The following is an 18,983-nucleotide window of genomic DNA, read 5'->3' as shown; positions in this document are numbered from 1 at the left end:
TCTGCGCCACCGCATCACGCTTGAACTCATCACTGAAATTGGGCTTCCCCATCAATGCCTCCTGTCCTCATTTTTAGGAGCCTGGGCGTCCAGAAATCTAGGGGCTATTCAGGCAGGACCGCGCCGATGATGCTGGACGGCCACATGACAGGGGAATGGTTCGCCGCCTACGCTCGCCAGGTGCTCGCTCCAACATTGTCACCGGGAGACGTCGTCATCCTGGAGAATCTTCCGGCACATAAGGGTAACGAAGCGCGGGAGGCTGTAGAGGCAGTCGGCGCCCGACTGCTGTTCCTGCCGCCCTATAGTCCCGACTTCAACCCTATCGAGAACATCTTCGCCGAGATGAAGGCCTGGATCAGACGAGTGGCGCCCCGAACCCTCGATGCCTTGCAGGACGCGGTGCGCGGCGCAATCGACGACATCTCTCACAAGCAGGCTACCGCCTGCTTTGTTTCCGCCGGATATGAACCAGACTGATCAGATTATGCTCGAGGTGAAGGACAGCGAGGAACGAAGAGGCTGTCTTTTCGTATCAAGTGGCGACGGTGCGCCATTCCTTGAGGTGTCCAGAGGTTTTTCACGAGATGGCGGTTGCAATAAGCTCATTTGGGGCAGGCGACCGGCATCCCGTCCGTTTTGGTCAGATCGCCGGCTGGGCGCCCATGTTCCAGAGCCGCGCGGGGCACGCGGTCGAGCATGTCGGGCGCCAGCGGCAGTTTATGCTCTAGCCGGCCAGACCCGTATATTTATCCCCTGCAACAGATGGCATTTTAACGACAACCGTTACGCTATTGTCCAATGCTTCGAAACTAGTCGCTTCTCCAGGCTCAATAGTTATGATATCTCCAGCTTGCCATTCACGTTCGAACATCATTACGCGTCCGGACACAATAGCCGTAATTTCAGTAGCTACTTTGTGATGATGCTGATCTTCTTTTTCCCCGACCGCATACCTCTTAATCGCCACTTCACATTGATCTGTCGCCAAACAGGAAGGCACAAACGCCCCCACAAACCAGCCCTTCACCATTTCATCCAATTTATGATGTTTCATGAAAAGCGCCCTACATCCAACATGTTATCAAAGGAATTAAGCTGCTGAGCAGACTTGAAAGGATGGTATTCATTAAGCTGAAGCTGCCAAGTAGCAATACGCTTTCCCAATAGAATCAGCTCATTCAAAGACGGACAGATATAATATTTCTGACCAATGTTAACGTCTTTACGAATCATTTTTTGTACAGCAGTCAAAAAATCCTCGCCCCGGGCAAACCAAAAGAGTCCCACCGTTGCATGCCGACTTATAGGGCTCTTCTCCGCAGCTTCCTGTACCATCCCATCCTTGTCTATCCGAACATAAGAATAGCGAGGATGCAGAGATTCAAACGTAATAGTACCAGCATCCGCCCCGACGTCTTTAAAATGTCTAATGACGGTTCTTAAGTCAACATCACTTAGATCATTAGCATTTGTAACAATCAACTCCTCATCAGGATCAATTTGATCAATTGCCAGCAACGCTGTACATGCCGCGCCCTTAGTAAGGCCACGCCCCCTAATTAACACGCAGTTGGGATCAATTTGTTTAAGAATATTGTCGATATGATACTGCCGCACGTCTTGTTCTCGGGCGGAAAATATAAACTTACGCGGCGCGAGAGACTGAAAAGAATAGAATAACTGCTCCACTAATAGTTTTCCCCTCACTTCAGACAAAAAAAGAGGGTAGTTACCACGAGCGGGATCTTGAACTTGTTCACCCGCAGCCAGAATAAGAATTGTTGTCACGTTGCTAGCTCTCGTTCATATGCTTGTTAATATTATCCCAATTTACGTCCGAAACGTCATTTACAACCATAACACAAGCACCCGATGCACGAGCCGCGCAAATACCATTTTCGTTGTCTTCGACAATTAGCGTTTCTTCCGGCTTGATACCCAAGCGCTGCATTGCCAGTTGGTAAATTTCTGGGTCTGGCTTCGCCCTGGAGACGTCCTGATTTGACAGCATCACATCCATATATCGAGCAAGTTGGGCCTTCTCCATCATGACCTCGACGGTACTCCGCACTGAATTCGACGCCACACCAACGAGGAAACCCTGTGCTTTTAGACGCGACAATGCGTACTCTTGTACAAAATTTGCTTTGCACATGGAGTGTACAATTTCCATTGTATAGTCTTGCTTCATGGCATTAATAAAACTGTGCAAGCCGACGGGTAATCCATCAGTTTGAGATAAAATCTCCAATTTGCGTCGCGTGGGCAATCCGTCGAAAGACATCAGATGATCTGTACGACTGATCTCATAACCGAACAACCCAAGAGCACGGTTAAGAGCTTCGTAATGCCATTCCTTGGCATCAATTAGAACGCCATCCATGTCAAATATAACTGCGCGAATCATGATTAACTTCCAAAAAAAGCGCGCCCCTTATCAGGGGAATCCGTGCATAACATGACATCAGGATGAGATGCCAACCCAGACGTCCTCAATCCTTCCCAAACGTGGCCATAATCACGACCATGCAAGTCAGGTGATACTATGCAGACTTTTTTGCCCGCGCTTAGGTGCATTCTAACATTATCTGGCCCGAACCAATCTGAATAGAAAGCATCTAACCATACCCCTTCAGCCTCATCATAACAAATAGGATGCCGCTCTACATCGCTATGACGCGTGAAAATTGGAAGTTTCGCACGGATATATCTAATCATCTCAGGCCCCGACATATCAAAGGCAAACCATGGAATGTGAGATGCGGCCATGATCTGGCTTATTTTTTGAGAGAGCCCATCAGCCTTAATATTCAAAGCAAGATACAAGTTTTTTTCTTTGAATTTTTCAATAATGTCGCAAAGTGTAATCTCATCTCCACGTGGCGGATCGTGAGAAATAACAAGCTTTTCGCCATGATCCCGCACATCGGTTTCTGTCCCGAAACCGTACATCAATGTCCGATCAAAAGAAATCGGCGCGTTCTTTTCATGATCCGCTACCCATAGTCCTCGGTGGCTCAGAATTAGCATGATGCAAGTTCCTTGATCTTCGCTGAGACGGGGTGAGATAAAAAGAATTCAAGATCTTCCGGTATGCCTAGACCATACATACCATCAGCCTCCGCTCCAATATTATAAATTCCCACTCGAGATCCCGCATTCACCAGTTCATTGTAAACCGGTGCAACATAAAATTCCCCGTTACTCTTTCGATTGGCTGCAATCATCATATCGGCGCCACGCACGAAGTCCTGGCCTCTGCTGAAATTATAAATTCCGACCGTAGCTTCGTCAGATATCACATCTTTTTCGACAACCTTATTAACGAACCCATCACTATCCAAAGAAACGAACGACCACTTCGGGTCGTGTGCTGTCATCGTCATGATGAGTCCATCAAGTTTTTCTTCGTATATTTTATACAAATATGTATCTACATTTATATTTACATATTGATCGCTATTTGCAATCATTAGTTGATCTTGATTATCTATGAATTCTCTGGCCTTTAATACTGTAGAAGCTGCCCCGTCAGTAACACCCTCAAGTTCAACCACAACACTCCCAGGCGCCCACACCTGAAAACGTTCTTTCAGTTCATAATTTCTTACGTGATCCCGCTGGCAGATAAAAATAAATCTATGATTAGTGTACTTCGGACGTAGATTGTCGATAACTATTTTTATCATTGGTATGCCGTGCACAGGAATCAACGGCTTCGGGTCCAGATACCCTTTCGATGCAAATCGACTTCCCCGGCCGGCCATGGGGATCACAATATTTAACATGATATTTATACACCATCGTTTTCGTGTAAAAATTGTATCTCAGAAACCTATTTTTGATAATGCGAAAAGTAGCTTCTGCGATCCAAGCTTAGGTCTCATTTCGACCCCGACCCACTTTAATCTAGGGTGGTGGCCCCGATCAGCGACGCACCCGGTGAGCGGCATCCGTTATCAATCCTCCAAAATAGTGGAGCAAAATTCTACATGCCATGCGCTTATCGTGTCAGGACAAACTGGAAAGCTATCTTGGTCAGCCGCACGCACGTAAAGTTGGGCCTCAACCACCGCATAAACAGTCACGCGCTTCGGCTGAAGCCAACTTTCTTTAATCCGATGGCATATGACACAATCGATTATGTCGGCGGTACGCGTGATCCACTAGCGATAGCGCCGAAACACACTGTTCCATCAACAATATTGGCATGTAGGCGACGTCTTTTACCACCCTCCGTGCCACTGCCATCCACGTTATGCCACGGAAATTTTTATCTATTAACGGATTTATTCAATACGATCCCGTGAAAATGAATGATTATAACTTGTCATAATTTTCGATTGCGTCATGAACACTATCATAAGACAGAAAATGACGGTTGTGAATGATAGCAGCATGATCGCAATGTTCGCGGATAAAACCCATATCATGGGAGACAATAATCAGTGCTCGGTCCTGCCGCTTTCCAAACAACTCGTCCTGGCATCGTGTCAAAAAGCGCGCATCACCAACCATGATGACTTCGTCAATAAGATAGCAATCGAATTCGATGATAATCGATAGCGCAAACGCAAGGCGCGCGCGCATACCTGAGGAATAGGTCTTGACCGGTTCCCCTAATTGCCGACCAAGTTCGGCAAAATCGTCCACGAATGCTCGAGTGGCCGGGTAATCGAGATCGTAGATTCTACAAATAAAACGCAGATTATCCAGACCGCTCAAACTTCCCTGAAATGCCCCCCCAAACGCCAGTGGCCAAGACACAGACATCGTATGCTCGACACGCCCCGATGTGGGCAACTCCACCCCGCCGATGATGCGGATGAGCGTCGATTTTCCCGCACCATTCCGACCTAGAACCCCAAGCCTCTGCCCGCGATCAAGTTGAAAATTGACACGATCCAGCACACGTCGGTGACCGCCGTGTGCTGGATACTCTTTCACCAGATCGATGCAGCGAATCATTGAACCAATATATGGCGCCGAACCCGAAGCGTCAGCGACAGACCCAAAAGAATCAGAATGGCCGTAGCCCAAGTGTCATAGACCAGATCGAAATGGGCATGTGCAGCATAACCAAACTGTCCAGCACGCTCCATTTCGATATTGTTTACACTTGGGGAAAGCAACAAAATCCAGCGATAATGTGGTGATATCCAATCAACCATCGAAAATGCGCCTGACAACGGTATTGACAGATATGAAACGATGGAAACCATTTTTTCCAAAAGTTCAGATCTCTCCGACAATGGTGCAACTAAAAGCGCTGTCCCAAGACAAAACAGGGCATGGTAAAAAAGTCCGAGATAAACCAATCCATAATCAACTGGAGGCTTCATGAAGCCCAGCATAATCGCTCCCACTGCAACAAGCAGGCCTGCGATTAAGGCGCCCATAACCTCAAGGATAACCCGAGAAAGAATTAGATCCAAGGGTGTCACCTGTCGGTGAAACAGAAGACTTCCGTTCGCGCTAAAAGCGTTAATCGCGCGGCTTAAGCAATGACGCCACATTGTCAACGGAACATAGCCCGTTATGACGATAGCCGTCGTCGGAAATCCATGTTCATGCGCGGGGCGTATAGCTGTCCAGACGATGGCAACCCCCGCACAAAACAAGATCGGTTCCCCGACTATCCATAAATAGCCAAGATTCTCCCGACCAAATCGCGTATGCAATTCACGTATCAGCAGTGCGCCGATCACCCGCGTCTGCACCCGGAACAGTGTGAAAAGCGACGGCGTATTCATCTTAACACTCAAACGATCTGGTGCTCTCGCGCGCCACTAATGATCAGCTTACCCATTAAATAGGCCGTCAAAAAACTCGCGAATACGGTCAGCACATCAATGATTCGCCGTGGATACACGGCATAATCGGCCAGATCGGGACGGGAAATTTCCTCCAGATAGACCTGCTGGCGATTTGCCTGGGCTTTGGCGCTTTCCAGAGCCGTAGCCGCTGCAGCCAATTGCTTCTCAATAAGTTCCCTTCTAATCACCAACGTGTCATAGTCCGTGATCTTAGGAACAAGCGAGGTCTTTGACCCGGTAACTTCCTTATTCGACCTTGCAATCTGGTCTTCCAAAACTGAAATCCGACGTTGATATACGGGGATGGAGGGGCTACTTGGCGATTCTGCCTGTACTTGAGCAAGCTGCATCTTCGCCGAGGTCAACATCACCTGCAAATCATTGATGTTCGATAGCATCGGGGTGGCTTGCCTCAGTGGGTCCAGCAGGGCCTCTCGATTGCGATAAGTGGCTATTTGTACCTCCACATCCCGCAGTTGATCTTGCGCTTCCTCAACTTCCTTCACCGCACTGCCAATCATATTGGCGCGTTGCCGCTCGTTCATATGGTTGACAAGTTGCTCCGCTGCGACAAGTAGAGCCGTTGCGACGTTTTGAGAATCCTGGGCACGGAAGGTGCGAACCCGAAGGGTCGTTATGGATGTCGATGTATCGAGCTCGACAAGTACATGCCGCTTATAATAGCGGTAAAAATGCTCGAAACTCGTCCCCGTAAAGACATTGGGAAACCGAGCAAGCCAATCGCCATCGGGACGATTGAACATCGCGGCCACCCCCTGCGTGCGGAGCATTGTTCTCGCTGCGTCGCGAGACGCCAGATAATCTTGCACGACGTAGGAATCTTCATCGGCCGTCGACCCGCCCTCAGGCGCTAGCAGGCTGCTCAGCATTCCCATAGGCTGAGATGTGGCTCCCCGCACGACGAATTCGGCCTGCGAAATATATTGCGGTGCGGCGATCAAAAAATAATAAACTGCCGCGACGAAAGTGGGCAACATAACCACCAACAGAAACGACCGAGCCCTTCGAAGTCCACTTCTGCGGCTAAAGCCCCGCGGAATCGCGAGGAGTGCGGAGCCGGTTGAGGCTATCGTCTTGCCTGAAATTTCAAACCCGTCCATGGGGAACAGGTGCATCATCAGGAGAGGAAAATCAACTGCTGAATGCCGGTCGGCAGGAGCGCACCAAGAGGCATCATGTTTTTGTGATTCAACCCTTTCCTGGCAGACCAGATTCCGTAATCACTTGGGGGGATTGATTGAGAATGGTTGTAGTTTACGACAGCCGGTGAAACCACAAAAGGTCTGGGTTGACATTACCCGCGCTCCAGTATCGGCGAGAGGGCATTAAGCATACAAGTGCCCTTCGCAGTGCTGTCTTGTCGAAGCAATCCTCTACATCGTGACGACCAGTTACCCGTGGCGGCAATCGCCTCACGCCGATACGCAAGGGCTGAGGGTCATCTAGGCCGTGACCGAGCGCCGGGCGTCCTGTGTCGATCAGGCGGATTTACCCATGGCTGCACCAGATTCCCACCGATGGCGCTCATGCCGACAACAAGCTCCGTAGCGCCTTGGTAGCGGCTGCAAATCAACGCTCGATACGTCAACCGCACAAACAAAAGCGAACGGGTTCGTGGCGGTACCCGTCGGTAAGGCGTCGAGAGACCCTTCGCCTGGCTCGATCGATGCAGACGCCTCACTCGCGTTACCGAGGCAACTATTGTCGCGTCAGACGCATGGTATCTATCACTCAATATACGCGACTGATCCGCTCCACCGAAAGTAAACCCTCCCCAAACATTTATGGTCCGGACTCTCACCAAGTGTCAATCAAACCTCAACTACTTAGAAAGTATTGATATTAAATACAGAAATTATAAGACGGCTTCATACATTTTCGATAGCCGTTCTTCATATCGCTTCATGTTGAAGCGAGCCGCCTGCTGCGGCCCCAGACTCCTCAGTTTTGCTCGCAACGCATCATTCCTATCGAGCTCCTCAATCCCAGCAGCGATGGAAGATGTATCATATGCATCCACGAACAGCGCCGCCTCTCCCGCCACCTCCGGCAGAGCACCTTCTCGCGAGGTCAATACTGGCGTGCCGAATGACAACGCCTCCAGCACGGGCAACCCAAAGCCTTCGCACAGCGATGGAAAAACCACCGCGCGCGCACCTCGAATCAGCGCCATCAACATCGATGCAGGCAGATATTCCAGTTGCCGTATTCGGCCGGTGGCAACTCCCCGCTCCAGAAAGCGCAATTCGGCTTCCGATTTCCAAGCCATCGCCCCCACGATGACGAGAGGGCAGTCCGTCCGCGCCATAAGGAACGCCTCAATCAAGCGGCCGATGTTTTTTTTAGGCTCCAACGATCCAAAAAACAGGAAAAACTCCCCAAGACGCAGGTCGAATAGTCCTTCAATTTCCCAAGCAGTATCGTCATCACGCGAACCATCTGTCGAAACGATCGGCTGAAACGACTGATATGTATTATGCAGTCGCTCACTTACATCCGGAAAAAACGACAGGATTTCAGTTCGCGATGCCTCTGAGACGGTACAAAGTGCATCCGCCTCCTGTGTCAGTTTGTGCATTAATCTGAAATAATAGTTTTTATCGTCAAGCGTCGTCTGCGGCAGACTTAACGGAACCAGATCATGAACGGTGTAAATATTCCGCGCACCCTTCAGCCGAATAGGCAAAGGATAGGTCCAATGCATAATGTCCGGAGGGTCGGGGATAGTGATCGTCAGGAAGTGACCAGTATACCGGAAATGCCGGGCAGCGGCATGATAAAGCCTTGGTACGTTTAGAATCCGATCAAACGCCGGCAAGCGATGTGCAAATCCACGCGCGTCGACTCGGCCAGTGATCGGCACATCGACCGCCGCATGCCCGACAATATCGGCCCTACGGTCCCGCCACCAACGCAATGTCAGTGGCTTGGGAGGCCTGCGGGCCACCGCCTCCTGGTCTAAACCATCAAAGAAAAATACCTCACGCAGAGCAATCGGCGTTTGATGAGAAATATTCATGCCGTAGACAACATCTACACCGCATCCCATTGCCTTGAGACAATGAGTCAGCGTACGCGCGTAACTTGCAATACCTGTTCCGCGCGGCAGCGCAAGATTGAAGCCGTCAATACCAACACGAGTGGGAAGATCACGAAGCAAGGCACCTCACCCTAAAAACGGGGCAGACATATTTCACTTAAAAACTGGATATCCGGAATCGTACATTGCCACTCGTTGAGGTTTTTTTTCGAATTTGACTTTTTAGCCTAGGGCATGCGAGATAACAAGGTCCAAGATTCGACGTTCTTGCATAATATTTTTGAACGCTGCATAAGAGCCGCGACATCGTATTAGCCCGTATGGATTACATGACTGACTGCTACGCATCCGTTGCTCGTATCCTGGCCATTTCCATTATGCTGGCCGGGTGTAGTGCGTTGCCCAGCAGCGGCCCGGTCAGTTCGCAGATCCTGCAGGCCGAAAAGGACCCGAAACTGAACCAAATCGGGTTCACCATCATACCGTTTACACCGAAGACGGTCGACGTACTTCAAAGTGAAAAGCCTCCCCTCCTCTCCACCCTCCAGAAAGAAGGGCCTGGTCAAGGGGAACATGGAGCCATTGGCCCCGGCGACCTTCTTTCGATCTCCGTCTTCGAAATCGGCAGCGGTCTATTTTCAGGCGGTGGAATGTCGGGAGGACGGACGACGGCAGGTCCGATAAGCGCTGGAAGCGGGGCAGGCAATACCACCGCCAGCCTTGAGGCCCTTCCACCCATCGAAGTCGACGATCAGGGATCGATCCCTTTTCCTTACATCGGTCGCATTCACGTTGCGGGAGAAACGCCCCCCCAACTTGCCAAGATGATCGAAAACCAACTGGCCTCGAAGTCACAAAGCCCTCAGGTCATCGTGCGGGTCATGACCGACCTTCATAATTCCGTTATCGTCTCGGGGGACATTCATCGCCCTGGGCGTCAGATGCTTACCCTCGCCCATGAAGGGCTTCTGGACATCATTGCCATGGGGGGTGGCGCGACCCATTCGTCCGAGGATAGCATGGTGCTCTTGACGCGGCATGGAGTGACCGGACGTATCCCCTTGCGTACGCTCGAAAACAACCCGGACCAGAATATTCCGCTCATGCCGGGAGACAACGTCCAGGTCATCTACCTGCCCCGTACTTATACGGTATTTGGTGCAACTCAGGTAACCCAGACTCCATTCAACACCCCCATACTCACGCTTGACGAAGCTATAGCGCGAATTGGCGGACCGACTGACGAGCGCGCCGACGCCAACGCAGTCTTTCTCTTCCGTTACGAGAGCGACGAAGTCGCGCAGAGACTCGGGCTCGTGCCGAAACCTGGCGGAACACCAATTATCTACAATATTGATTTTATGAACCCGACAAATTACTTCCTTGCCCAGAAGTTTGTCATGAAAGACAAGGACCTCATTTACGTTTCGAATGCGAAGGTCAACAAGCTGTATAAATTCCTTGGCTTGATCGGTGCAGTAACCAGCCCCGCAATTACCGCTGCCTACGTTGCGAAGTGAGTCTTATCCTCCGTTGAACCCAATCAGAGTTACCCATAAGACATTCAGTTTCAATGCATCTCCGTCGCATGAAACCGCGTATAATCCACGGTAATCCGCCCATCGGGCGCAGCGTCGATGATGTCGACGAAGCGATGATTGTACAGAACCCGGTCGAATCCGTAAGCTGTGCGGGCAAAGACCGTCTGCCCCGAGACCTCGTCGGTGCCGGTCAGGGTAACGACGATCTCAGCTTCCTCCCTCGCAAGTTGGTCCAGGTCCAGGCCGTTCAGAGGGCTGTTGCCGTCGATGACATGCAGCAGGGGAAAAGCGAAACGCAGAACCGGCACATGTGACTGCATCAGCGGCAACGGATCGAAACGGCGGGCCAGTCGACCGTTCGACTGCACGATCAGGCGCGCCAGTGACATTTCCAGGCTGACCGACAGGATCGGGCTGAGCCGCCGGTTCGCGATCCGGACGCTGAGGTGCGGGACCCCGTCTTCGGTGCGGATCAGGGCGCGGTCGCTGAAGATCACCCGTGCCTTGGGGCGGGAAAAACGGGCGAAGACAAGGCCGGTGGCGACCGCGTTCAGGATCATGCCGCCCAGTAGTTCGAACGACACAACGACATGTGCGACAGGCCCGATGGGCGCCATCACACCATATCCCACAGTCGACAGGGTCTGGATGCTGAAGAAAAAGAAATCCCAGAACGCGTGTGGATGCGCCCCCGTCACTTGATCGGGAACGACCATGTACAAAAGCGCGAAACCGACATTGATCAGAATGTAGAGCGCCAGCGAAACCCAGAAAAACGTGCCCCAGCGAATGGTAAGCGCATGGTGGTACAGATCGGACCAGGCCCGGTCGGCATGACCGATACGGACGATATTATCATGCCCCCTGTCCTCCAGCGCATGATGATGAAGCAGGCCGAAGACAGCCCGCTTCCTGTGCGAAGCACGTGGCGCCGCCTTCGGTCCGCCCACGTCGGCGGATTCCGACGGAACCGTATTCTGAACCATTGCCGGACATCCTCGCCGCCTTCGTATTCCGCGCAGGATGGCGCAGAACAAACGCGGCGCGTATCCGGAAAATCTGCGGGGGCCTCATGCGCTGCGATGATATCGACGACGCTGGAAACACCTCTCCGTCAACCGTCAATGGGTTACAGCCAAGGTGATGTATCCCACAGCCAGAAGAAACAATATCGCGGACTGAACCCATGCCGCCATGATGAGCCTCCCCGTTTTTTGGGGACACTACACGACGAGATGCCGATCCGGTGATGTCATAGTATGGCTTGCGCGCCCTACCGATCACGAATTGATGAGCCCCGACCGCTTCGCCTATCGGTCAAGGTCGATTTCGACCGTGTCTTCGTCGGCATGCAGGCGCCGTATCTCGTCACAGGCCGCGATCCACTGCCGCGCCATGCGCTCGTCCCCCGCCTGCCGGGCTTCATCCAGGTGGGTCTGGGCGATCGCCAGGGCATCGGACCCGTAGCGGTTAAACAGATCGGCGGCGACCGATTCCGGTGTGCTGCTCATGAAATCCCTCCGGGGCCTGGCGGGCAGGACCGCCCACGGGTTGGAATCTGGGGTGGCGCCGCCACACCGCAAGAGACCACCTGTCGCCGCACCGCCAGCCATGGCATGAATAGACAATCCCCCCCTTATCGGACCCCTGCCCCATGATCGACGCCATTCACCATGTCGCCATCATCTGCTCGGACTACGCGCGATCGAAGGATTTCTATTGCCGCATCCTTGGCCTGCCGATCATCCGGGAGACCTATCGCGCCGAACGCGCGTCGTGGAAATGCGACCTGGCCGTCGGCGCCACCCAGATCGAGCTGTTTTCCTTTCCCGCCCCGCCGCCCCGGGTTTCACGTCCGGAAGCCTGCGGCCTGCGGCACCTGGCCTTCGCGGTGGCCGACCTGTCGGCGGCGATCCGCCATCTGCAACAGGCGGGAATCGACGTCGAACCCGTCCGGACGGACGAACTGACCGGCCGCGATTTCACCTTCTTCGCCGATCCGGACGGCCTGCCGCTGGAACTATATCAGGTCCGATGAGCCGCGCGCATTCTCCTGCCCCGGCATCATCGGGGATAAGGGCCGATCGGGCGCGGCAGGGAAACGCCCGGATCGTCCGGCCCGATAGAGGGAACGCGATCGCGATACCGGTCCCAATGGGACAGGATCTCGGTCAGGACGGGCGCCCCGGCCCGTTCGTTATTGTCGAACGCCACGGCCTGCCCCGGTCCTTCGTCCCCCATCGACTGCGTCACCGGCACGCCCGGCGGCGGCAGGGCGAAATTGCTGCCCGACCGCAGGACCATGATCCGGCTGGCGTCGACAAATCCGAGAGAGGCCAATGTCCGCATTTCCCGCTGATAGGTCTGGCTTTCCTCGTTCGTCATCACGAACAGCCCCCGGCCGCCGGTCCATAGCTTCACCCAGTTCTCCGCCCAGAGGTTGCGCCCAGCGCCGTGCCAGTAGCGCTCGGCGCCCAACGTTTCGCCCATGAGGACGAAAGGCGGTCGCTGTGCCTGGGGAAAACCTGTCCATGCCCGCCGCCGGGCGGCAATGTCCGGATCGTCGGCCAGGACGGCCTTGCGGCTGATCGCGAAAGCCCAGCGTGCCAACCCCTGGTTGAGCGGATAGGCCTTGGTCAGTTCCGCGACGTCCGTCACCGACCCGTAATGGTTTGGATTCGCCGGCAACATGTCCGGACGCGACGCCCCGATGGCATACAGGCCATATGGCCAATCCTTTGGAATGTCGCGATCGTCGATCTCGCGCAATGCATCGCCATCCACCACCCAACGCGCCCAGGCGACGCTGCCCACCGATGCCGCGTGCGGATCGATGCCGGAAATGCCGGTAAACAGCCAGTACGTGTGGTGAAAGTCGAAACGCGGGTCCAGAACGAAGGCCGCGAGGTCGGTCACGCCATGTCGCAGGACCACACCATACAGACCGGCACGATTTCGGCGCACGACGTCCGGCGCGCCTCGGACCGCGATTTTCGTGTCCAGATGCGCGCGCTCCACCCAGTCCTGATACTCACCGGGCGCGTCGCCGCGATCGGCGCCATTTTCCCAATTCGCGACCACGACCGCCCGCACCTCCTCGGCCGCACGCGCGGGCAAGGACAGGCCGATCACCGCAAGCGCCACATATCCCCACACCAGATGCCGCTTCATTGCCTGCCTTCCTTTCCGCCTTCCCGACGCCGCAATCATTTCAACAATGATATAGATGCGGCAGCCTTTACGCTATTGATTCGCAAGGCAGGATCTGGCCGCAATGGCCGGCTTCCCTGATGGTCCGACCGCTCGGAAAACGGCAACGATCTGTTCCCTTTTTTATCCTTGAGGCATTCTCCGTTACACATTATGTAACGATTCCGGACCGTTCCTGAAGATATTTGCGGACAGGACAGCAGCCAACGCGAAATCTGGGAATAGCGGGAAGGTGCAGACAATTATAATGCCGATTGCGACCGATTGATTGACGCCCTTCCCACTACAGATACTGAACCTCCATCGGTTCCATAGTGTTGCAGGGCGAGGCGTCCCGGCCGGGCGCCAGCCTGCGAAAACGCCATCTTTCGGTTCATGGATCCTGAATGCCATCACTCTATGGCGACAAAACGGTTGCCTCCTGTCAGGCAGGGCCACATCCAAGCAACGATATAACGCGAGTCAGGACGGAATGCGTGCCGTGACTGGTGGAAAGAATGAGGGATAACAGAGAATGACGCGCTATCATCGGACACCGGGGTTACGAAATCGGCTGCGGGCCATGTCCTGCCTGGCAGGTGTGGTCTGTATCGCGGCATGGCCGGAGTTCCCGGCGGCCGCCGCGACCCAGACGGCCTCCACCCTTCCTCACCCGGCATCCGCCACCGCGCATCATCCCACGCCCACCACGGCGCCGGCCCCGCGCCCGCAAGCCACGGCCCCGCGAAGCGCCGAAGACATTTCCGTCGTCTCCTCGCGGCAGGCCCTGAATGGCGGCGGCGGCATGATGCGGCTGGAAACGGCGCCCCATGCGGTGCAGACCGTCGCGAAAGAATATATCGACATGCGCGCGCCCACCAGCACCGCGCTCGACCTCATCAAGAACCTGCCGAGCGTGAGCGTGTCGACGCCGGACACCGCCGGCATGCAGGGCGGCATGATCCAGGTGCGCGGCCTGACCGACCTCGACATGGGCCTGATGATCGACGGCGCGCCGGCCGCCGCGGCGAAATACATGGCCGAGGACATCGATTCGGAAAACCTGGAGGAGGTCAACGTGACGCCGGGCAGCTCGGCGACCGACATACCGGTCATGTCGGCGGCCGGCGGCGTGATGGACGAGCGTTCGCACACCGCGTCGCATAAGTTCGGCGGGCTGATGGATTTCTCCTACGGGACGAATAATCTGTCGCGCGAGTTCCTGCGCCTTGAATCCGGTGATATCGGCAATAGCGGCGTACGCAGCTATATCTCGTTCTCTCATACGCACAACCGCCCCTGGATGGGCGCGGGCGCCAACGATCGGCGGCATCTGGATTTCGGCATCCAGAAGGACTGGGAAAACGGCTCGACCGCCAAAGTCTTCCTGTCGTGGAACAATGAAGATTTCATCATCGACAACTATCCGACGGAACATGAGTTCTATCAATACAAGAAGACCGGAACGGGATACGGCCGCACCGCCGACCCGACCAGCGATAACTACTGGAAAAACAACAACGATCACTGGAACCAGGTCTTCCTGACCGCGCCGATCCATCTGGTGCTGCCCGCGCGCTTCAGCTTCGACCTGCAGCCCTATTTCAGCTTCGGCCAGGGCTGGGACGCATCTCCGGGCAATCCGATCGACAATGGCGCGGGCGGCCCGTACACCGGCCCCAACCTGACCAACTTCTTCCTGCAGAACTCGACGCGCCAGGTGGGCGCGGTGGCGAAGCTCGGATACCGGATCGATCCGCACAACGAGCTTTCGGCCGGATATTGGTACGAGAACAACTACACGCTCCAGTCCTACCCCAGCGGCCAGACGAACGCGGACGGCACCCCGCCGAACCCGTGGGAGCTTTACAGGACCACGGCGCCCTATGGGCAGGATGCTGGCTACGAACTCCATTCCCTGTTCGTGCAGGACAACGCGAAATACCTGCATGACAAGCTGGTGATCCATGCCGGCTTCAAATTCGTGATGGCCAATAGCTGGACCGCCGATCCGTACAGCCGTTACAGCACCAACACGACCGAACCGCTGCCGCAGCTGTCCATCGGCTACACGTTCAACGAGCATCACCAGATCTATGTCAACGCCGAGGGCGACTATCGCCAGCCCAGCGCGGTGGACATGGGATGGCGGCCCACCAGCCCGAATTTCCTGAAAAACCAGTATTCCATCAAGGAAGAACTGGGATACCGGTATCACGACAAATACATCATCGCCGATGTGGCGCTGTTCAACTACAACGTCACGAACCGTATCGTGAATCAGTACATCGGCATGAACAGCTTCCTGCCGTTCTCGATCGGCAACCAGACCATGCGCGGCTTCGACATGATGGTGGCGGGCCGTTCCATCCACGGTTTCAGCCCCTATGCGTCGGTCGAATATCTCCATGCCACGCAGGACAGCGACGTGCCCGACCCCTATACGAACACGCTGATCCATTCGAAGGGCACGCAGGCGGTCATGGCGCCGCGCGTGATGGCGAACTTCGGATTGACGTACACCTACAAGGGGTTCTTCGCGAATGGGAACGTCCATTACACCGGCCCGCAATCGGTCAGCGTGGCCGGGGACCAGCGCATCCCGGGCTATGTGACGGACACGCTGTCGCTTGGGTATCATTTCGCGCCGTTCCTGTTCGCCAAGTCGCCGACCTTCCGGCTGAACTTCACGAACCTGACCGGGTCCATCGTCCGCACCGGCCCGATGGGCGTGGTCTATCGCGGCAGCGACCCCAATGTGAACCTCTCCACCCACACTACGAACCCCGTCTGGAGCGGAAACCAAGCCCCCTATGCCGGCTATGGCAACTCCTTCATGGTGGAACCGCGCTTCTCCATGACCGGGACGATTTCGACCGCGTTCTGATCGAACCGGTGGGGGCGGACGGGCCGGGCGGCATCGGCCGCGCCCCCTCCGCTCCGTGGTCCCGCGTGGCAAAGACCCGCCCTGCCTGCCGGCAGGGCGGGTCTTTTGTCTGTACGGCTGGCGAGGCGACGGCGAAAATAACAATGCCCCTTTTGGAAAACCCGCGTGCCGTGCCAGTCTCGACCCCAGAGCCGCCGGCACAGGCGGCCGCGCTCGTCAGGAGGTCCGGGACATGTCCGCCTATATCGTCTTCACCCGCGAAAACACCACGGACCAGGCGGAACTCGACGCCTACATGAAGGCGGTGGCGCCGACCTTCGACGGCCATCCGGTCCGCATTCTCGCCGCCTACGGCACCCAGGACGTTCTGGAAGGCGCCGCACCGGAAGGGGTCGTGATCGTGGAATTTCCCACCATGGCCCATGCCCGCGCGTGGTACGACAGCCCGGCCTACCAGGCTGTCGCCCAACACCGGCACCGGGGATCGGCCTATCGGGTGGTCATCGTCCAGGGCGCGTAAGGCGCACCCGGCCGGCCCCGCCTGTCACGACACCGCAGGGATGCGGCCGGCCGCCACCCGCTTGCGCCTGCCGGCATAAAGCAGCCCGTACATGCCGGCGACGATCACGCCCATGGCCGCGAGCTGATAAGACCGTACCGGCACATGCAGGAACGCGGCCCCGATCAGCATCGTCAGGGCGGGTGCGGGAATGGTGATCGAACTGGCGACCGACACATCGACATGCCGGACCGCATGGAACCAGGTCAGCAGTTCCAGGTAGTAGATCGCCCCCAGCAGCAGGGCGAGCTCCTGAAAGCGGGGCGACATGACCTCCCGCAGCCCCGCCTGCCCGCCACCCACCGCCAGCCACAGCACGAGCAGGAAGCAGGTCGAGACCAGCAGGCGAGAAAATGTGACCTGCGCCGGAGTGATGGCGCTGCGGTCCAGCACCTCTTTCAACGCGACGTGCGCCACGCTCCACAACAGAGGGGTGCCCAGCGCCACCAGGAACCAGAGGGAGAGGCCTTCGATCCGGAAGGTGCCATTGGTGGCCAGATAGACCAGCGCCAGGATCATCAGCAGCGTGAAGACCAGTTCCAGCCCGCTCTTGCGCTTGCCCAGGAACACGACCTCCCACAGCATCGAGAACAGCGGATAGGCCTGCAGCGCAATGGCGGTGGAAACCTCGCCCGCCTTGTCGACCGACAGCACGAACACATAGGTCGACAGGCCGAACATCATGCCCGTGCCCAGTGTCACCGCATGCATCCAGCCGCGTGGCACGGTGGTCCGGACACGGCCCAGGATCACATCGGCGGCCTGCCCCTTGCGCCACACCAGCGGCAGCGAGCAGACCAGTTGCCAGAACGACATCAGCAACGCGAAGCTCAGCGCATCGGACCCGGCCGGACGGCTGGCCGAGATAATGGGCATGACCCCCACGATGGCCAGACAGATGAACGCGAACGCGATCCCCATAGCTTCGCGTCTGTAGGCTTCGGGCCTGGGGGCTACGTGCCTGGGGGGCTGCTGCGACATGATGTTCCGCCTGCGCTACGATACGAACCGCCCCGACGTCCGGATAGCGAAACGTTCTCGCTTCGATAATATTGACTGCGCCGCACGGCAATCGGAACATCGCCACAATCGAAACATTCGGCCTGTCGCTGCACAGGCATGCGGGGACAGGACGCCATGTCGACACAGCAGCCCGTGCCCATCATCGAACGCCGGCGGATCGAGGCCGATATCCTGCGCCGCGTCCATGACGTGCTGGCGGCCTCCCACGGGGCGGAGGTCGCGCGCGACACCATCCGCGATGCGGTGACACGCTCGGCGGTGGACCAGGGGGCATCTTTCCGCGCGGCGCTGGGCCACATGCCGGACCTTGCGGATTTCGCCGAGGCCCTGCGCCTGTGGACGGCCGAGGACGCGCTGGAACTGACGGTGCATGTCGCGCGGGCCGACATCCTGGAATTCGACGTGACCCGCTGCCGTTATGCCGAGATGTATCGCGCGATGGGGCTGGGCGAACTGGGGCCGCTGCTTTCCTGCAATCGCGACGGGCAGTTCTGCGCCGGCTATAATCCCGACATCGTCTTCACCCGCACCCAGACGATCATGGAAGGCGCATCCCACTGCGATTTCCGCTATCGCCTGGCGCCTGCCGGCCCCGAACGCCCCATCCGGTAGCCGATCAGCTTGCGGCGGCGGCCAGGCAGGACGCCACCCGGCGGCGGCGGAACTGTCCGGTGGCGCTGTTCCGCGCCTCCTGGAGCGACGACATGATCTGGCCGTTCAAAGGGCGCAGCCATTCATGAATGGCCCGAAACACCCGTGCGCCATCGTGCCGGGTCTGGATGACGACCCCTACGAAGACGCCGTCGATCTCGACGATCTCGGATTTGAACATGACGCAGGTCCCTTCGTTCACGGCGATATGCCAACGGAAGACGTACGTGCAAGAGCACGGTCCATGCCCCAC

Annotated in this window: 20 protein-coding genes; 6 read left to right on the top strand and 14 right to left on the bottom strand. The window is 56.1% G+C overall.

The genetic code is table 11. The annotated features are described in order from the left end of the window. Positions 1 to 54: 54 nt before the first annotated feature. Positions 55 to 480: a transposase gene (locus HLH21_RS04380; RefSeq protein ID WP_408871355.1), complete on the top strand. Its 426-nt coding sequence runs from the start codon at positions 55 to 57 to the stop codon at positions 478 to 480. Between the two features lie 247 nt (positions 481 to 727). On the opposite strand, the gene HLH21_RS04375 is transcribed toward HLH21_RS04380, so the two are convergent. From HLH21_RS04375 to HLH21_RS04335, 9 genes are all read right to left on the bottom strand, one after another. Continuing rightward, complete coding sequence (locus HLH21_RS04375) at positions 728 to 1,057, bottom strand: cupin domain-containing protein (RefSeq protein ID WP_182941674.1); 330 nt, start codon at positions 1,055 to 1,057, stop codon at positions 728 to 730. Further along, positions 1,054 to 1,791, bottom strand: a complete 738-nt coding sequence (locus tag HLH21_RS04370) for a glycosyltransferase family 2 protein (protein WP_182941673.1) — start codon at positions 1,789 to 1,791, stop codon at positions 1,054 to 1,056. The genes HLH21_RS04375 and HLH21_RS04370 overlap by 4 nt, the downstream gene beginning before the upstream one ends. 4 nt (positions 1,792 to 1,795) lie before the next feature. Next, positions 1,796 to 2,410 carry an HAD family hydrolase gene (locus tag HLH21_RS04365; RefSeq protein WP_182941671.1) on the bottom strand — a complete coding sequence of 205 codons (615 nt, stop codon included), beginning with the start codon at positions 2,408 to 2,410 and terminating at the stop codon, positions 1,796 to 1,798. A gap of 2 nt (positions 2,411 to 2,412) precedes the next feature. Next, positions 2,413 to 3,033 (bottom strand): PI-PLC domain-containing protein, encoded by a 621-nt coding sequence (locus HLH21_RS04360; protein WP_220789668.1) that lies wholly within the window; start codon positions 3,031 to 3,033, stop codon positions 2,413 to 2,415. After that, positions 3,027 to 3,791: a glycosyltransferase family 2 protein gene (locus HLH21_RS04355; RefSeq protein WP_182941669.1), complete on the bottom strand. Its 765-nt coding sequence runs from the start codon at positions 3,789 to 3,791 to the stop codon at positions 3,027 to 3,029. Before HLH21_RS04355 ends, HLH21_RS04360 begins: the two co-directional genes overlap by 7 nt. Positions 3,792 to 4,323: 532 nt before the next feature. After that, a complete protein-coding gene (locus tag HLH21_RS04350) occupies positions 4,324 to 4,971 on the bottom strand; it encodes an ABC transporter ATP-binding protein (protein ID WP_182941667.1) in 648 nt (215 codons plus the stop codon). Next, positions 4,968 to 5,756: an ABC transporter permease gene (locus HLH21_RS04345; protein WP_182941665.1), complete on the bottom strand. Its 789-nt coding sequence runs from the start codon at positions 5,754 to 5,756 to the stop codon at positions 4,968 to 4,970. Before HLH21_RS04345 ends, HLH21_RS04350 begins: the two co-directional genes overlap by 4 nt. Before the next feature lie 8 nt (positions 5,757 to 5,764). Beyond that, a complete protein-coding gene (locus tag HLH21_RS04340) occupies positions 5,765 to 6,958 on the bottom strand; it encodes a capsule biosynthesis protein (protein WP_246379206.1) in 1,194 nt (397 codons plus the stop codon). A gap of 737 nt (positions 6,959 to 7,695) precedes the next feature. After that, positions 7,696 to 9,000 (bottom strand): glycosyltransferase family 4 protein, encoded by a 1,305-nt coding sequence (locus HLH21_RS04335; RefSeq protein WP_220789667.1) that lies wholly within the window; start codon positions 8,998 to 9,000, stop codon positions 7,696 to 7,698. 209 nt (positions 9,001 to 9,209) lie between these two features. Here HLH21_RS04335 and HLH21_RS04330 point away from each other — a divergent pair, with 209 nt between their 5' ends. Beyond that, on the top strand, positions 9,210 to 10,400 hold the full coding sequence (locus tag HLH21_RS04330; RefSeq protein WP_246379203.1) for a polysaccharide biosynthesis/export family protein: 1,191 nt from the start codon (positions 9,210 to 9,212) through the stop codon (positions 10,398 to 10,400). A gap of 50 nt (positions 10,401 to 10,450) precedes the next feature. Here the strand turns inward: HLH21_RS04330 and HLH21_RS04325 are convergent, their stop codons facing one another. Both HLH21_RS04325 and HLH21_RS04320 read right to left on the bottom strand, forming a co-directional pair. Then, complete coding sequence (locus HLH21_RS04325; RefSeq protein WP_182941704.1) at positions 10,451 to 11,407, bottom strand: ion channel; 957 nt, start codon at positions 11,405 to 11,407, stop codon at positions 10,451 to 10,453. A gap of 324 nt (positions 11,408 to 11,731) precedes the next feature. Further along, positions 11,732 to 11,932 (bottom strand): hypothetical protein, encoded by a 201-nt coding sequence (locus tag HLH21_RS04320; protein WP_182941661.1) that lies wholly within the window; start codon positions 11,930 to 11,932, stop codon positions 11,732 to 11,734. A gap of 143 nt (positions 11,933 to 12,075) precedes the next feature. Here HLH21_RS04320 and gloA2 point away from each other — a divergent pair, with 143 nt between their 5' ends. Then, a complete protein-coding gene (gene gloA2, locus HLH21_RS04315; protein ID WP_182941659.1) occupies positions 12,076 to 12,459 on the top strand; it encodes an SMU1112c/YaeR family gloxylase I-like metalloprotein in 384 nt (127 codons plus the stop codon). 26 nt (positions 12,460 to 12,485) lie between these two features. Here the strand turns inward: gloA2 and HLH21_RS04310 are convergent, their stop codons facing one another. After that, entirely contained in the window at positions 12,486 to 13,592 is a 1,107-nt protein-coding gene (locus HLH21_RS04310) for a purine-nucleoside phosphorylase (protein ID WP_182941657.1), read from the bottom strand. 553 nt (positions 13,593 to 14,145) lie between these two features. Between HLH21_RS04310 and HLH21_RS04305 the strand changes: the two genes are divergently transcribed. Both HLH21_RS04305 and HLH21_RS04300 read left to right on the top strand, forming a co-directional pair. Then, positions 14,146 to 16,497, top strand: a complete 2,352-nt coding sequence (locus HLH21_RS04305) for a TonB-dependent receptor (protein WP_182941655.1) — start codon at positions 14,146 to 14,148, stop codon at positions 16,495 to 16,497. A 232-nt stretch (positions 16,498 to 16,729) separates the two neighbouring features. Beyond that, positions 16,730 to 17,017, top strand: coding sequence for a DUF1330 domain-containing protein (locus HLH21_RS04300; protein WP_182941653.1), 288 nt, complete (start codon positions 16,730 to 16,732; stop codon positions 17,015 to 17,017). 24 nt (positions 17,018 to 17,041) lie between these two features. On the opposite strand, the gene HLH21_RS04295 is transcribed toward HLH21_RS04300, so the two are convergent. Next, positions 17,042 to 17,977, bottom strand: coding sequence for a DMT family transporter (locus HLH21_RS04295; RefSeq protein WP_182941651.1), 936 nt, complete (start codon positions 17,975 to 17,977; stop codon positions 17,042 to 17,044). 216 nt (positions 17,978 to 18,193) lie between these two features. On the opposite strand from HLH21_RS04295, the gene HLH21_RS04290 reads away from it, so the two are divergent. Then, entirely contained in the window at positions 18,194 to 18,691 is a 498-nt protein-coding gene (locus HLH21_RS04290) for an L-2-amino-thiazoline-4-carboxylic acid hydrolase (protein ID WP_182941649.1), read from the top strand. A 4-nt stretch (positions 18,692 to 18,695) separates the two neighbouring features. Here the strand turns inward: HLH21_RS04290 and HLH21_RS04285 are convergent, their stop codons facing one another. Then, a complete protein-coding gene (locus HLH21_RS04285; RefSeq protein ID WP_182941647.1) occupies positions 18,696 to 18,911 on the bottom strand; it encodes a hypothetical protein in 216 nt (71 codons plus the stop codon). Positions 18,912 to 18,983: the final 72 nt, after the last annotated feature.

The organism is Gluconacetobacter johannae (assembly GCF_014174305.1).
GTDB classification, from domain to species: domain Bacteria; phylum Pseudomonadota; class Alphaproteobacteria; order Acetobacterales; family Acetobacteraceae; genus Gluconacetobacter; species Gluconacetobacter johannae.
Note: the sequence above shows the minus strand (reverse complement) of the source record. Positions and strands in the feature narration are given on the sequence as shown.

What these genes read in the sequence shown, in the direction of transcription:
- HLH21_RS04380 (WP_408871355.1), top strand. Translation starts at nt 55, where the DNA reads ATGCCTCCTGTCCTCATTTTTAGGAGCCTGGGCGTCCAGAAATCTAGG.
- HLH21_RS04325 (WP_182941704.1), bottom strand. Translation starts at nt 11,407, where the DNA reads ATGGTTCAGAATACGGTTCCGTCGGAATCCGCCGACGTGGGCGGACCG.
- gloA2 (WP_182941659.1), top strand. Translation starts at nt 12,076, where the DNA reads ATGATCGACGCCATTCACCATGTCGCCATCATCTGCTCGGACTACGCG.
- HLH21_RS04365 (WP_182941671.1), bottom strand. Translation starts at nt 2,410, where the DNA reads ATGATTCGCGCAGTTATATTTGACATGGATGGCGTTCTAATTGATGCC.
- HLH21_RS04300 (WP_182941653.1), top strand. Translation starts at nt 16,730, where the DNA reads ATGTCCGCCTATATCGTCTTCACCCGCGAAAACACCACGGACCAGGCG.
- HLH21_RS04355 (WP_182941669.1), bottom strand. Translation starts at nt 3,791, where the DNA reads ATGTTAAATATTGTGATCCCCATGGCCGGCCGGGGAAGTCGATTTGCA.
- HLH21_RS04340 (WP_246379206.1), bottom strand. Translation starts at nt 6,958, where the DNA reads ATGATGCACCTGTTCCCCATGGACGGGTTTGAAATTTCAGGCAAGACG.
- HLH21_RS04320 (WP_182941661.1), bottom strand. Translation starts at nt 11,932, where the DNA reads ATGAGCAGCACACCGGAATCGGTCGCCGCCGATCTGTTTAACCGCTAC.
- HLH21_RS04295 (WP_182941651.1), bottom strand. Translation starts at nt 17,977, where the DNA reads ATGGGGATCGCGTTCGCGTTCATCTGTCTGGCCATCGTGGGGGTCATG.
- HLH21_RS04345 (WP_182941665.1), bottom strand. Translation starts at nt 5,756, where the DNA reads ATGAATACGCCGTCGCTTTTCACACTGTTCCGGGTGCAGACGCGGGTG.
- HLH21_RS04285 (WP_182941647.1), bottom strand. Translation starts at nt 18,911, where the DNA reads ATGTTCAAATCCGAGATCGTCGAGATCGACGGCGTCTTCGTAGGGGTC.
- HLH21_RS04310 (WP_182941657.1), bottom strand. Translation starts at nt 13,592, where the DNA reads ATGAAGCGGCATCTGGTGTGGGGATATGTGGCGCTTGCGGTGATCGGC.
- HLH21_RS04290 (WP_182941649.1), top strand. Translation starts at nt 18,194, where the DNA reads ATGTCGACACAGCAGCCCGTGCCCATCATCGAACGCCGGCGGATCGAG.
- HLH21_RS04360 (WP_220789668.1), bottom strand. Translation starts at nt 3,033, where the DNA reads ATGCTAATTCTGAGCCACCGAGGACTATGGGTAGCGGATCATGAAAAG.
- HLH21_RS04350 (WP_182941667.1), bottom strand. Translation starts at nt 4,971, where the DNA reads ATGATTCGCTGCATCGATCTGGTGAAAGAGTATCCAGCACACGGCGGT.
- HLH21_RS04305 (WP_182941655.1), top strand. Translation starts at nt 14,146, where the DNA reads ATGACGCGCTATCATCGGACACCGGGGTTACGAAATCGGCTGCGGGCC.
- HLH21_RS04330 (WP_246379203.1), top strand. Translation starts at nt 9,210, where the DNA reads ATGACTGACTGCTACGCATCCGTTGCTCGTATCCTGGCCATTTCCATT.
- HLH21_RS04375 (WP_182941674.1), bottom strand. Translation starts at nt 1,057, where the DNA reads ATGAAACATCATAAATTGGATGAAATGGTGAAGGGCTGGTTTGTGGGG.